The organism is Stenotrophomonas sp. CASM101, from assembly GCF_049384845.1.
GTDB lineage: Bacteria > Pseudomonadota > Gammaproteobacteria > Xanthomonadales > Xanthomonadaceae > Stenotrophomonas > Stenotrophomonas hibiscicola.
This window is the reverse complement of record NZ_JBMRFR010000001.1, coordinates 525453-539351: the sequence shown is the minus strand read 5'-3', so window position 1 is coordinate 539351 and position 13899 is coordinate 525453. Positions and strand designations below refer to the sequence as shown.

At 57.1% G+C, this 13899-nt stretch carries 12 protein-coding genes; 6 read left to right on the top strand and 6 right to left on the bottom strand.

The window, feature by feature from the left end; all coding sequences use genetic code 11:
• Window positions 1–100: 100 nt before the first annotated feature.
• From VG543_RS02655 to VG543_RS02635, 5 genes are all read right to left on the bottom strand, one after another.
• Window positions 101–601: an SDR family oxidoreductase gene (locus VG543_RS02655; RefSeq protein ID WP_149908851.1), complete on the bottom strand. Its 501-nt coding sequence runs from the start codon at window positions 599–601 to the stop codon at window positions 101–103.
• 28 nt (window positions 602–629) lie between these two features.
• On the bottom strand, window positions 630–977 hold the full coding sequence (locus VG543_RS02650) for a hypothetical protein (protein WP_149908850.1): 348 nt from the start codon (window positions 975–977) through the stop codon (window positions 630–632).
• Window positions 978–1133: 156 nt separating this feature from the next.
• Window positions 1134–1703, bottom strand: a complete 570-nt coding sequence (locus tag VG543_RS02645; RefSeq protein WP_171968387.1) for a cyclin-dependent kinase inhibitor 3 family protein — start codon at window positions 1701–1703, stop codon at window positions 1134–1136.
• A gap of 93 nt (window positions 1704–1796) precedes the next feature.
• Entirely contained in the window at window positions 1797–2240 is a 444-nt protein-coding gene (locus tag VG543_RS02640) for an NIF family HAD-type phosphatase (protein WP_149908849.1), read from the bottom strand.
• An 11-nt stretch (window positions 2241–2251) separates the two neighbouring features.
• On the bottom strand, window positions 2252–2917 hold the full coding sequence (locus VG543_RS02635; RefSeq protein WP_149908848.1) for a hypothetical protein: 666 nt from the start codon (window positions 2915–2917) through the stop codon (window positions 2252–2254).
• Window positions 2918–3199: 282 nt separating this feature from the next.
• Here VG543_RS02635 and VG543_RS02630 point away from each other — a divergent pair, with 282 nt between their 5' ends.
• From VG543_RS02630 to VG543_RS02610, 5 genes are all read left to right on the top strand, one after another.
• A complete protein-coding gene (locus VG543_RS02630) occupies window positions 3200–3478 on the top strand; it encodes a helix-turn-helix domain-containing protein (RefSeq protein ID WP_149908847.1) in 279 nt (92 codons plus the stop codon).
• Between the two features lie 812 nt (window positions 3479–4290).
• On the top strand, window positions 4291–4566 hold the full coding sequence (locus VG543_RS02625; protein ID WP_080052358.1) for a hypothetical protein: 276 nt from the start codon (window positions 4291–4293) through the stop codon (window positions 4564–4566).
• A 355-nt stretch (window positions 4567–4921) separates the two neighbouring features.
• Window positions 4922–7231 carry an AAA family ATPase gene (locus VG543_RS02620; RefSeq protein ID WP_423177653.1) on the top strand — a complete coding sequence of 770 codons (2310 nt, stop codon included), beginning with the start codon at window positions 4922–4924 and terminating at the stop codon, window positions 7229–7231.
• The gene (locus tag VG543_RS02615) at window positions 7228–9201 is read left to right on the top strand and encodes a UvrD-helicase domain-containing protein (RefSeq protein WP_171968386.1); all 1974 of its coding nucleotides are present in this window, start codon (window positions 7228–7230) and stop codon (window positions 9199–9201) included. The genes VG543_RS02620 and VG543_RS02615 overlap by 4 nt, the downstream gene beginning before the upstream one ends.
• A gap of 44 nt (window positions 9202–9245) precedes the next feature.
• Complete coding sequence (locus VG543_RS02610; protein ID WP_423177652.1) at window positions 9246–12350, top strand: hypothetical protein; 3105 nt, start codon at window positions 9246–9248, stop codon at window positions 12348–12350.
• Between the two features lie 224 nt (window positions 12351–12574).
• Here the strand turns inward: VG543_RS02610 and VG543_RS02605 are convergent, their stop codons facing one another.
• A complete protein-coding gene (locus VG543_RS02605; protein WP_423177651.1) occupies window positions 12575–12835 on the bottom strand; it encodes a hypothetical protein in 261 nt (86 codons plus the stop codon).
• Window positions 12836–12997: 162 nt separating this feature from the next.
• Between VG543_RS02605 and VG543_RS02600 the strand changes: the two genes are divergently transcribed.
• Entirely contained in the window at window positions 12998–13894 is an 897-nt protein-coding gene (locus VG543_RS02600) for a hydroxypyruvate isomerase family protein (protein ID WP_329859012.1), read from the top strand.
• Window positions 13895–13899: the final 5 nt, after the last annotated feature.

Sequence of the window (13899 nt, the reverse complement as noted above, 5' to 3'; positions counted from 1 at the left end):
GGTTTTGAGTAGCAATGAGATTCGGGGCAATGTTGGACGTAACCGTGAACGGCGGCTATGGGTCGCATGACGCCCTGCGGCCAGAAGCGGACATTCATCGCTAGACGAACACGCTTCTCCAGTTGCTCCAGGCCGGTCCCGGCTGGGAGCGGGCGAGACCGTATGCGGATGGTGATAGAGACCATGTCACAGTGGTCGAGATCGTTGCCATGGTGCGCAGATGGACATTCGCACTGTGCGGGCCGAAGTTGCCAACTCCGGCCCGAATGGACATCTTTATTAGAAGCGGACCATGTAGCCGATCGTGAATCGCGTCTGGGCTGCATCCTCGACAATGGGGCTGTTCTTCACCTGGCTGCCGAAGCTGGTCGGTGTCGGCAGCTGCGTGGATCAGCGCAGTGCAGCCTTGCATCGCCGCAACGATGCCCGGGTCCAGCAGGTCGCCTTGCACCGGCTGGGCGCCCAGCGCTTCTACAACTGCCTCGGCGTGGGGGCTGCGCACCAGCGCACGTACGTGGTGGCCGTCTGCACACAGGCGGCGGATCAGATTGCGGCCCACGTAGCCGCTTCCTCCGGTCAGGAAGAGGGTGGAAGAACTCATCAGGGTTACCTCGGGGGAGAGAACGGATTCAGCGCGGCGGCGTGTCGATCAACGCGCCAATGTCCTGCAACAGCTGCTGCCGCTGCGAGGAAGGCCACTGCACGTAGTCCAGCGACTCCAGCAGATTCATGCCTTCGAGCGCGAGGTATGCCAGCAACGCGCTGCGTGGGTGCGTGGCCTGCTGCTGGATCTCGGCCAGGATCTGCGCCTGGTTCTGCTGGATGGGCGCGCGCAGCTGCGGGTCCTGCGCCATGGCCGCGCACAGCGCCAGGGCCACCGGCTGGAACGCTTCGGGAAAGGGTTGCTCGGCCGCAGCAAGTCGCCCACGCAGCACCGCATCCTGCTCGAAGCCCTTGTCCGCAGCTAAATTCCTCATAAGGAGAACGTTGGGAATTGGTGGACGTTCGCGCATCGGGCCCGATTAGGCAGGATACGATGCTGCACATCCTGCGGGCCGAAAGCGGACGGGGCTGTCACTTGATAGACCTTGCTCGAAGGTTGGTCTCGAAAACACGGATTGATCAGTGTTTCCCTAGCGAGTATGTGAGAGGGATCCCCAGTTGTGTATGAATCGCTCCTGTTGCGATGTCTCAACGGCACCGTGGCGTACCTGCCTCACGCGCCTGATTGCATCTTCGCTGCTCAGAGAAGTCTTGGTGGCGAGGAGAAGCATGCAGGCGACAGTACCTGCTCTGCCCAGCCCCCCTTTGCAATGGACCACAACCCGTTCGCCGTCGAGGAGATCATTGCAGATGGACTTCTCCAACTCCTTCCATGTTTGGAGGAACCCGCAGTCGGGTGCGGCTCCATCCCTAATCGGCAGTCCGTACCACCGTAGGCCATGGGCTACCGCACGCTCTGGCAGAGCGGAGATCTGAAGATCCTCGAACTCCCAGGGTTCAATTAGACTGATGAGGTGGCTTGCGCCCCATGAGCTTATAGCTTGAAGGTCGATATCTAAGTCTCGCGACCACGAACCCGTCATCGCGATATCTTGGCGCTTGCCTGGAGCGAAGGTTACCCCGATAGCTCCTCCGCAATGACCGACAGGGAGAGTCGCTATCTGAAGAGGGTGGGAAAGACTGGTCCTAGTCACGCTCATTCCTGCAGTGGATGGTGCGCTCTTACGTTAAGAGCAGCTAGCTCAAGGTTCGTCTAGAGTTCTTGCGCGATGGTTTCGACTGCTGCCGCTCAGTCAGGCTATCGCTGCGAGCAGCGACACTCTCTCCCTGATGCGTGTCTGGCAGACCTGCAAGCCGCTGTCATTAGCAGGGTACGGTGATGCGAATAGAGGGGCCTCAATCCAGAACCTATGTTGATCCGGGTGGATGTATGAACGGTGGTCGTCAAGCAGCAAAGCTTGGCCAAGTAGCGGAGATACAAATCGAAGATCTTTGGTAGAACCAGTCCATTCGACGTAGCGGACCTCTGTGAACCAGAGAGGCACATGCGCTTCCTCCGCCAGAAGCAATACGATTCTCAGCGCCAAATGCTTAGGCACTGTCGTGAAAAGTACAACCTCATCGAAGGTAGTTGCAGCATGCTCCAAAAAATTGCGAAGTCCTGGTCGCGGAATCTGGCTGACCGCATTGGAGATCAGGGTCCCCTCAAGATCGAGGGCAAGGATTCTGGGGCGCATGCGATAGGAGCCTATCTAAGTTTGAGTGCGTCACGAGAGGCGCGATCTAAGTCTTGGCCTCTCGTGCTGCGCATCAGGATCGGAGGAGCGAGCCAGTAGGCGTCGCCAATGGGCAGCAGGCACTCCAGTGCGACATCGACCATTAGCGGTCGCCGCCACGCAGGGCCTGGCAGGAAGCAGTAGTCAGACTTGCTTAGCGCTCCTGATGCTTGCTTCCGAGAGAGCCAGTTTGCTCGACTTCGTATCTCGCGGCTCAGCACGATCAATGCCGCGGATTCGTCGCCGCCGTTACTTAGGTACTCACTGGCTGCTCCCCTGACTGATGACCAAAGCACGTATCGCTTGCGTCCCAAACTCAGCTCGTGCCAGTCCTTTTCCTGTATGCGCAGGATCTCTTCGGCGTGTTGAATGCCGATCCGGTGCTTGCGCAGCAATGACACAAGATAGGCAGCAGCTTCGCGGTCAGAAAGCTGACGCCAAAGCCACTGTTGGTCCTGTGCTCCAAGAGAGGGATGCCAAGCTGTCAGCGCATGGGTCAGCGCAGTACTCAGATCGTCAGGCAGCTGGCCGCCTTCCCGATAGCTCCAGCTAATGGGTTCGTAAAGAGATCGCCTTGTATAGCCGTTTGACGGACCCGTCTCAGCTAGAACTCCCGCTGTCTTAAGGAACAGCAGCAAGCGCTGCGCAACCGCTGTGTCAGCGGCTACAGGGGCGGAAATCGAAGTGGAGCGCTCGAGCGCGCACCATGCGCACGCATAGAACGGTCCAAGCGATACCAGCAGCGAATCGAGCTCTGGCCCCGGAGGAATGAGGGTCTGTTGGTCACGCCCATAGATCACTCGATCCCCGGAAGTTCAACCGGCCCTGATGCTAGCAAGTCACCGGAATGTCGTCTACACAATTTTCATGTAGTGCCGGCTGTGGCCATAGATTTCGTTCCGCTCCTCCAGGCGGACCCGATGGCTACCAAGACGATCTACCAAAGTGCATACCTTCGGTTGATCGGTCTGCTCCGGGAGCGACGGGAGTCGTTGGGCATCAGTCAAACTAGGCTAGCCTCCCATCTGGGGTGGCCTCAGCAGCGCGTGTCTTCTGTTGAGTCTGGAGCGCGTCGCTTGGATGTGTTGGAGTTCTGCCTCATCGCCGCTGCCTTGGGGTTCTCCCCGACCGAGGTCTCTGATGAGGTCTTGAAGATATTACAGAGCGTGCGCGGCAACCAGATCAAGGACAAGCAGTAGCAAACAATCACAGCGTCGCGCTAGGCCAAGTGTCACCGGAACTTTTCCAGAGACCACCGCCATCGGCTCGCTCATGTCCCGCTTGCTACCATTGCTGCGTTTGGTTATTTCCCTAGGCACACCTTCGGCAGTTGTCAATACATTGATAGTGGTCTGTACGCCAACGCTCCTTGTCTGCTGGCAGTCCACGAGGCTCAGCACTTTCTAGGTGCAACTCGGGATCAAGTCCATGTAGTGTCGATAGGTACGCTGTCTTCTCGCTTTACGGTCAGCCCCAGTCGCAATCGCATTGGTGGAATGTACGATTGGGAGGGTTGAATCCGGCCAATGCTCCTAATCTACTGTTTGGCATCGCCATCTCTGCCCAGGAGACGCTGGCAAACCAAATGCTTGGGCACCCGGCCCAAGTGGGCCGCAGAGAAGTAGCTGGAGATCGTCGCTATGCTGCGATCGATGGAGCTGGTTCAGGTGCTGGGCGAAGCGGCGCCCGCTCCTCCGACCACACTAGCCAATTGAGACTTGCCAATCGAGCAGGGGTATTCCCGTGGTTGCCCGCAAATGGGCACTAGACGGTTAGAGAATTAGGGCTTTCTACGGGCAGGGTCCATGTCGTCCCGTGGCGGGAAATGGAGGGCTGGCTGCGCGGGAGTCCCTTAGCTTGCCAGCGAAGCCATGCCCGCTTAGGATCTAGTTGTACTAGATTGAGAACCTTAGATGCGACGCTTTGTGGGTGAAAGCGTGGCCGGCCCCCTAGGTCGACCAGGGGGCATTTGCGGCAGAGTTGCCGTTCCTTATAGGAGCTCGGGGGAAAGATGGATCTGTTTACAAAGAACGGCAAGCCTCTGCAGGTGAATGGGGAATTTGTTTACAGCCGCTCAGGCGCAGTTGTAGGTCGCATCAAAGGCGAGCGTGTTTTTGGCCCCGATGGAAAGTATGTGGGCTCTATTGTTAACGACCGCCTGATATACCGATCTACTCAAAGCGCAGCAATTAGTTCGCCGTTTTCCCAGGCGCGCCGTGCTGGCACTGCTAGGGCGAACAGGGTGGGTTCGGCCGCTTGGGGCGATGAGCCGACCATTCCCGACTAAGGTTGCTTTCCATGCACTTGCCGTTCAACGGGAAATTCTAGCGGACGACGCTCAGGAATGGGATGGGGTTTCAGAACGATGGGCGTGCGCTCTAGTTCCGATGCGGCAGCGATTAAGCGAGATTCGGGGGATCTATCGAGGGCGGATCGATGCCGCTTTGGGTCGGAAGCAGGCGTCTTCCCGGTCATCAATTTCTCGCGGGTTCCAGGTCCTCAGCCGAACAGAAATGTCGCTATCCATGATGGCCAACCAAATCATCTTCGCTGCTATTGGTGACATGAGGGCGTCTTCCCTGGCGCCTTAAGTATCTGCCTAATAGCGGCACATCGCTAACTTCCAGTCAAAAGGTGCCTCAATGCCAGACGCAGGTCCAGTTATTCCGGTCTCCGGAGGCATCACACTTCGATTTCTAGAGTTGTGCCAGTTCCGCCGCCTCGGCAAGGTTCAACTGGACGTCAACAAGAAGACCACTATTCTGGTCGGAGCGAACAACAGCGGGAAGACCTCGGTACTCACCGCTCTCCGTCACTTCCTTGCAGAAAGTTCGTCCTTTGGCTCTTTTGACATCAGCCTCTCGCAATGGCCAACACTGCGAGCTCTTGGAAAAGTATGGGAAGCCGTACCGGAAGACCCCTTAACCGTGCCAGGTGACGAGGAGCAGTGGAAGCAGCAGCTTCAAGCTCTTCTCTCGACCATGCCAACGCTGGACCTTTGGTTCGATGCCGAGGCGGGCATGTACCACTACGTCGCACCGTTCCTTTCCAAGTTCAGCTGGAAGGGTGGTGCAGTGGGTATCCGGCTTCGCTTGGAACCAGCGTCAACCGTTGAAGAGCTAAAGCAACTTGCCTGGATATACCGCACGGCGCGCGGGCCCGTGAAGGAAATGGGTGCTGACTCGTTGGCTTGGCCCATAGACCTTTTGGACTTTTGGCTCCGTGAACCTTCGAAACTCGGCCAGGTTCGTGCATATAAACTCGATGCAGAGAACAACCCAATAACCGGCTTCAAGACCTACGCCAGCCAGGCGCTTGCTGAAAATGCCAGCCGCATTGATCGGAAGCATCTGTCCAAGGTCATCCGAGTCGACTTTGTTGCCGCTCAGCGTGGGCTGGGCAGTGAAGAGGCTGAGTCACGGTCGGCATCCGGGCCGCATCGAGTTGGCATGTTCTCCAACCAACTCCTCAAGTTTGCCCGTCAGCACTTGAACGTCGCCAGTACAGGGCATGGTCACCGCGCGGACCTCGTCAAAGCGGTGGCAGAGGCGCACAGAGACCTTGACAAGAAGATTCACGAGGCCATTGCCGATTCGGTCGAGGAGGTGAAGCAGCTAGGCTATCCGGGTCTGCATGATCCCCAGGAAATTCGTTTTCGCACGCGCATCCAGACGGCTGACCTGCTAGACCATGGAACTGCGGTGCAGTACAGCATGCAGAAGGAGTCGCTTGAAGAACTCCTTCCTGAACACTCCATCGGACTCGGCTACCAGAACCTCCAGTCCCTCAGTTATCAGTTGGTGTCATTCAAAGCTGCTAGGCTAAAGCCCGACAAAGGATCTCCTGCGCCCGTTCACCTTGTGATGATTGAAGAGCCTGAGGCGCACCTTCATGTCCAAGTGCAGCGTATCTTTCCCGACAAGGCACACAAGCTCATAAGCCCGACGGGAGCAGACGCCTCAGCGCTCAAGAGCCAGTTGCTGATCAGCACCCACTCGAGCCATCTCGCGCACGCTGAGGACTTTGACCGCCTCCGGTATGTACGCCGCGTGGCAAAGAGCGCGGCAAGCCCAATGCCAACCACTGAAGTAGTCAATCTCGGGCAGGTCTTTGGTGATGACAAGAAGACACGTCAGTTCGCAGAGCGATACTTCCGTGTCCAACACACCGACCTGCTATTCGCCAATGCGGCCATCTTCGTGGAAGGCGTTGCTGAGCGCATGCTCATCCCTCTTTTCATGGAGCGAGATTTCAAGGAGCTGAACAGTCGATATGTGTCCTTCCTTGATATCGGAGGGAGTCATGCCCACCGACTCAAGCCACTCGTCGAGAAGCTGCGGATCCCTACTGTCATCATCACCGACGTCGACCCTTGCGAGGAACAGGACGGCAAACCCAAGAAGAACGGCGAGCCAACCAAGAGGCTGGTCGCGGTCGCAAACACCGGTCAAGCTGGTCTCCATTGCGGCAATCCGACGCTCCGTGGGTGGCACCCAAGGCTTCAGATGCTCGATGATTTGAAGAATCCGACCGACGCTCAGTTGGTATGGGGTGAGGCCGCAGCGGGCCTCGTGCGATTCGCTTGGCAGCTGCCAGTTGCTGAAGCTAACGGCAGCTGGCCCAGCTCCTTTGAAGATTCCCTCGTTCTTACAAACATGCCTTGGTTCAAGGCGCTCATGGAAGGCAAAGCCGATGATGATGGCGTTGAGATTGAGCCACCGACTGGCGCGCTTGGATCTGTGGCAAGAGCCGCGGCCGAAGCTGGAAGCGTTGCAGAGATGGTCAAGGCACTCCATACGGTAATGCATGGCTCGCTACGAAAGGGCGAGTTTGCTGCAAGCATCTTCGAGCAGCTTTCTTCTGATGAACCAGTTGTCTGCCCGAAGTACATCGCCGATGCCCTGGCTTGGTTACAGGCGCAGCTTGAGCCCAGCAAGGAACCGATGACATGAGCGCGCTAGCCGTCCCTGGCAACAACGAGCGTGATGACGGGGTTGTCGATGAAATCTGCGGCTATCTCACTGAGGAGCCGCCTCGCAGCTACTTCCTCTTTGCCGGCGCGGGGTCCGGAAAGACGCGCACATTGGTCGAGGTGCTGCGTCGAATGACCGGCGTTGTGGAGCATGAAAAAGGGGGGCGACTCGCCCGACGACTGCAGATCTATGGCCGTTCGATACGCGTGGTCACATACACAAAGAACGCTGTCGCGGTCATCAAAGGTCGCCTTGGAGACAACGACTTGGTGGATGTCTCCACAATCCACGCGTTCTGTTGGGAACTCATTAGCGGATTCAACGACGACATCCGAGAAGCCCTCGTCGCCATCAAGCAAGCTCAGCTGGAAAAGGAAACTGCAGAGGCGGTTGCCAAGCCTAGAGGGATCACTGCAGCGAAGCAGCGGGACTTGGACGAGATGAAGGCGGACATCGAGGCATTTCGGCTGACGGATGTGTTCATCTACAACCCGGACCGCGAGACGCATGGTGCCGGCGCGCTCGCCCACAAACATGTGCTGGACGCGACGGCGTGGCTGCTGCAGCACAAGTCTACGCTGCAGACCATTCTGAAGGACCGCCACCCCATCATTCTTATCGATGAGTCTCAAGACACCATGAAGGGTATCTTGGACGCCTTGATGAGCTTCGCGGAGCCGAGGGGTTTCGGTCTCACTCTGGGACTGCTTGGCGACCATCGGCAGCGCATATACACGGATGGTCACTCGGATCTTCCGAGTCTAGTCCCAGTGAGCTGGGCGACGCCAGAGCTGAAAATGAATCATCGCAGTCAACGTCGAATCGTCACGCTCATCAACAGAATATGGGAGGCAGAGATCGATGGCAGAACGCAGCCTGCCAACGGCGTCGAGCAGCATCCGCGAACTGAAAAGGCCGGCGGAGTGGTCCGACTCTTTGTTGGCGACACATCGCTCTCGCCGGAGGAGAAGGTTGCAAGCGAGCGGTGGTGCGCAGACCAGATGCGGCAAGCCAGCGGTTCCGATGCTTGGAGCCAAGGTCACTATCAGCTGCTCGCTCTAGAGCACAAGCTTGTCGCAACTCGCGGCGCGTTCCTCGACGCGTACAGTGCAATGGTTCTGATCGACCCAAATTCGGCTGCGCCTACGGGAAGCGGCGAGAACAAGGGGCCTACTGCTGTGCAGGTGCTTTTGAATGAGCTTGCGCAGTTGGAGGCCTGTGTTGGCCCCGATGGTGCCATAGACGAGCTTATGGCCACCGAAGTCCTTCGCTGCTTCGGTCGTCTCGATAACATGCCAGAACAAGCGGCCGAGCGTGCTAGGCGTTCCGACGAGATGCTTCGAGCCATTTCCGCCTTTGCTACTGCCTGTCAGAATCCTGGCGCCACTGTTGAACAAGTTCTCACGCCGATACTGGGCGCGAATCTGTTCGAGGTCGATCATCGACTTCTAGATGCATTTTCCGACAAGTCTCCTGCTCCACCTGCTCCGGCCAGAGGAGAGGATGAGTCCAAGAAGGACCGCATACGTCGGGGGTGGTGTGCGCTGTTCGACACTCCTTGGAGTCAGTTGCAGAAGTATCGCACCTACCTCGCTGGAAATTCTGTGCTTGCCACCCACCAGGTGGTCAAAGGCTCGGAGTTTGCTCACGTTATGGTTGTGATGGACGATAAGCTGGCTGGTGGCAACCAAATTTCATATGACAAGATTTTTGGAGGGATCCAGCTCAGTAAATCGGACTGGGACAATGTTGGGAAAGGAAAGGAAACGACCATCGATCGTACCTTGCGCCTCCTATATGTCACCTGCAGTCGTGCTAAGGAGTCGTTGGCCCTCGTCCTATGGTCCTCCGCCCCTTCAGTCGCGCTGAACAGAGTCACTGCGAGCGATTGGTTCTCGGAGGGTGAGTTTCTAGCGATTCCGTGGCCCATCACAAAGTCGCATTCGTGAAATAAAAACTGCAAACTACTGTTGAGATTCATAGGGGGCGTTCGGTGAGCAAGGGCTCAAAAGTTCCATCAATCTCAGAACTCTACCTCGCATTTCGCCAAGCGAAATCTGCGCTCTTCTTTGAGAAGCGCGGGGTTGGCCTTGTCGAGCTCGCGGCCTACGAAGAGAGTCTGCCTGACAACCTGAAATCGCTTCAGGCAAAGCTGTCTAATGGCAAGTGGTTCGATAAACTTCAGGTTGGCGAGGTGTGGATAGTGCCGAAGCGCTTCCATGCCAGTCCAGACGGCTCTGGTGGGCTCATACGCATCGGGGCAAGTCGTGAGGATGGCGCTGCTAAACCGATTGAGGTGCAGCTGCGAATAACGCCACATCCGGACTTCGCAATCGCCGAAGTTCTCTATTTGTGGCGGTTTGGTGGCCTTCTGGATTCACTCCTCTCAAGTGACGTATTGGGCTATAGGCTAGATCTTCGTCAGGGGGCGGTTATTCCCCATCGTCGCTGGCTGTTTGAATACTGGCCGAAACGTTATCAGCAATTCCGTTCAGCTCCGCTCAGTGCGGCAAAATTCAATCTTGAGCTTGGTGATCAGACGCTAATCGTTAGCGGTGATCTTGCGAATTTCTATGAGACTATCGATCCCTCTTTCATGTTGGATCGCTCGCTAATTGCGGAGCTGGTGAGTGCTGGGGCAGATGAATATTTCATTGACGAATATCGGCATGCTACGGTGTCGTTACTTGGTGCGTACGCTAAGTTTTATAAAGTGGCGTCAGCGCGTGCAGCGACACCTATCCGTATAGGTGTTCCGATAGGGGCGTTGACGAGCAGGCTGATAGCTAACCTGGCTCTTGCGCCGCTCGATAGTCATGTCGCATCTCGCCCTGGTGTGATTTGCTACAAGAGATATGTGGATGATTTGGTAATCGTTGCCGATGCGGATGGTGAGCGAGATTTGGCTGATACGATTCGGCGGTTTCTGCCGCTCAATTCGAACGTCGATCCGAGCGGTACCGGTGTTTTTAGGCTGGATTCGGAAGCGCTTAATCGGCGAGGTTCGGAGTTCGAGCTTCAGGAAAGAAAGGTTCGTGCGCACCACTTGGCGGGTGTTCCTGGTGCGGACTTCGTAGACGCTGTCGCATCAGATTTTGCTAAGGCATTGAGCGAGCGGCGCGCCTTTGTAGATTCATCTACTTTGGTGGGGGACGGTGTTAGTCACCTCATTCGTGCGGGCAACGTGGAAGGCTCTCCCTTGCGAGTTCTCCGGGAGGCTGACCGCGCTCGGCTCGAACGTTTTGCGTTATCCACGAGTCTGCGTTCGCTTGAGCGTGTATCAAGTCTTATCGATCACAGTGAAGCTCGAGATCTTGTAAGAACAAGCCTAGAGCGAGTAGGGCGGGTGCTTGATGCTGAGGACAGCTGGGTAAACGACCTCGACGTGACCTTGCGACTTCTCAAACTCGCAATCTGTACCGGTGATTGGAAATCTGCTAAGGAACTTCGTAAGCGCACCGATCGCGTATGGGGAAGTGTGGATGCTCTGAAAGCGACAACGAGCAAGCTCTACTACCGAGGTAACGAAATCGATTCCAGTCGCCGTGCTCCGTGGACGTGGCTTCGCAACTACCTTCATGAGCGTCGACTGGAGGCGATCTGCTCCTGTCTACCAATTGGCATGGATGCCAAAGCTATCGCCAGTCGCTTCCCTGGCGGCCTAAGGGTTAGGACAGTGGAAGTGAAGGCGACAGTACTTCGCCGGCGTGCTGAGCAGCTTGCTTCAGCTGACCTCCGTTCGCGGGACCGAGAAGACGATGCGCTTCCAAGTCGAAATTCTACTGACGTCGACCGCCAATGGCTCCGCTCGGGGCTTTCAAGGAACAAGGAGTTGGCAACTCGACTGCAGGCCATAGACGAATACATTGCCAAGTGTGAAGGCGTTGGTGATCCATCCTGGATAATGCCCGCCGCTCGCTTGTTCCTTTGTACACGCCCACCATCGTATTTCGACATTGCACGGCGCTGGCTTTTTCGTGTAGAAGACCTGGGGTTTGATGGATCTACTTTCGATGATCTCATTCGAATAGTTAACGCAGTTCGCGGTACGGAATACAAAGATGCCGTCGGTACTGTCCTTGACCGCAGTACGATATCAATTGAGCGGCCCTCTGCTGGACGGCCACTAGAGGCTGGCGCCGTGCCAATGGAGCCGCGGATAATACTGGGTAATCTCGTTGTTGATGACGCCGCATGGATCGGGGCAGCTACCCGTACCCGTGGCAGCCCGTACGGCGCCGCTCGGCATACAAAGAGCAGACTTCAGGGGCTGACCGATGTCTTGGAGAAGGCGGCGGCAGCATCTAGAAGCAAGGCTGTTGAGTTACTCGTTCTGCCGGAGCTCTCCTTGCCTCGGAAATGGTTTCGTACTGTCGCGAATCATGTCGTAAAGGCCGGTCATTATGGATTGGTTGTCGGTCTCGAATACATCCATCATGGGACGCATACGCAGCCATATGTCGCAAATCAAGTTTTCGCGGTCCTTCCGGGGCCCTTCTTCTCTGTCGCGGCGTGGCCATGGACAAAGCGGCTTCCAGCAAGAGAAGAGGCGGCCATGCTCTTAAAGCAGAAAACGCCTGTTTCATTTGCGCCTCCGCATGTGAGTTCGCTGCCTAGGACCGTAATACACTCCGCTTGGGGTGCCTTCTCTGTGCTTATTTGCAGTGAACTTATCGAGGCGCGCCGAGTTGCTGATCTGCTCGGTCGTGCACAGATGGTGCTCTGCCCAGCTTGGAACCCCGATACTTCCTCATATGATCATCTTATTCAATCTGTTGGCTTCCAGCTTCACAATGTCATTGCGATTGCGAATAATGGACATTACTCAGATTGTCGTGCTTGGGCCCCAAGAACAGTTCGCTGGGAGCGGGACCTTTGTCGGCTTATCGAGCGCGATGTGAACGATGTCGTCTGTTTTGATGTGCCGTTGACGAGCCTGCTCGCGTTCCAGGGGGGGGATAAGCAGGCCGTGGATCGATTCGCGCGTCTGCGTTCCGCGCTGGCTAAGCGAGACTTTGTCGGAGCGCGTCGGGCTCTTAAAAAGCTTTCAGACGAAGCTGCGGGAGCGTGGCGTCCATTGCCGCCGGACTGGAGCTAGTTCATGTTCTAGCAGGAAGTGAATTGATCCTGGCTTTGTGGGTGGTCGTTAGTCTTTCATTGTGCGCTTCCTTTTCGCCTTTAAGTCCATAATCACGTCCGTCGATGCCTCGGTTCCTGTCTGCGACATGACAATCTAACCCTGGTCGACTCGCTCTAAGCTGCCTAGTGTTTTGCTGAGCGTGCCGCGAGGGGGAGCATGGGGAAGGGCTCGTCGGGCCCGTGCTACCGGTTTGATGGGTTATGGCGCAGCTTGGTTTCAGCCCAGCGATAGACGTTTGGCTGCTTCCAGTAGCTCAAGGCGGGACGCAGAAGCCGGTAACCGCGTCGACACTCTGGGCTGACAAGCAGATGTTTACGTTCGACCAGGCTCAGTCGATGAGAGTGCTTGCCTTGTCTGGCCAGGGAGTAGTTGTTGACATCTTTAGTATTCACAACCGTTCTGATCGGACGCTCGCCTGCAGCAGAAAAGAAAGCCCCGCTCATGCGGGGCTTTTCTTTGTCCGCGATTGCTACGGAGTTGTGCCCCGCAGCATTGAATTTTCGTGCACCGCAACTTGCAAGCATCCAATTTCCTCCCCTATGGTGCAATCGATTGCATTGCTGTGGATCGTTGCGTTTGATACCGGTTGGGAGGCCGGAAGGTGGATGTCCATCCATTCGATCAGACCGGCTCCTTCGAGGGGGCTCACGCGGCGCGATGCGCTGCGCATGGCGGTTGCTGGAGGCGTAGCTCTGGGTACTGCGGGAGCGTTGCCTGCATTCGCCACCACTGCACCGCTGAAGGGCAACCTGAAGCAGGCCGTGGCCCGCTGGACCTTCCCGCAGCTGTCAGTTGCCCAGCTCTGCGCGACGGTGAAGGACATCGGCTTTGCCGCGATCGACCTGGTCGGCCCCGAAGACTGGCCCACGCTGAAGGCCCATGGCGTCTACAGCTCGATGTGCAACGGCGCGGAGCTGGGCCTTACCAAGGGCTTTGCCGGACGTGAGTTCCACGACCAGCTGGTAGAGCGCTACACGCGGCACATCGATCTGGTGGCCGATGCCGGTTACCGGAATCTCATCTGCTTCTCTGGCAACCGCAACGGTATGGACCCGCATGACGGCATGGCCAATGCCGAGGCTGGCCTCAAGCGCATCCTCGGGCATGCCGAGAAGCGCGGTGTGGTGCTGGTGATGGAGCTGCTCAACTCCAAGGTCGATCACCGCGACTACCTGTGCGACCACTCGGCCTGGGGCGTGGAGTTGTGCCAGCGGCTCGGCTCGGACAACTTCGGCCTGCTGTACGACATCTACCACATGCAGATCATGGAGGGCGACATCATCGCCACCATCGGCAAGCATCACGCCTGCTTCAAGCACTACCACACCGCAGGTGTGCCTGGCCGGCATGAGATCGGAGACCAGCAGGAGCTGAACTATGCAGCGATCTGCCGCGCGATCCGCGACACCGGTTTTGAGGGGTATCTGGCGCAGGAGTTCACGCCTGCCGCGCCCGATCCCGTTGCCTCATTGCGCGAGGCGATCCGCCTCTGCGACGTCTGAAACGA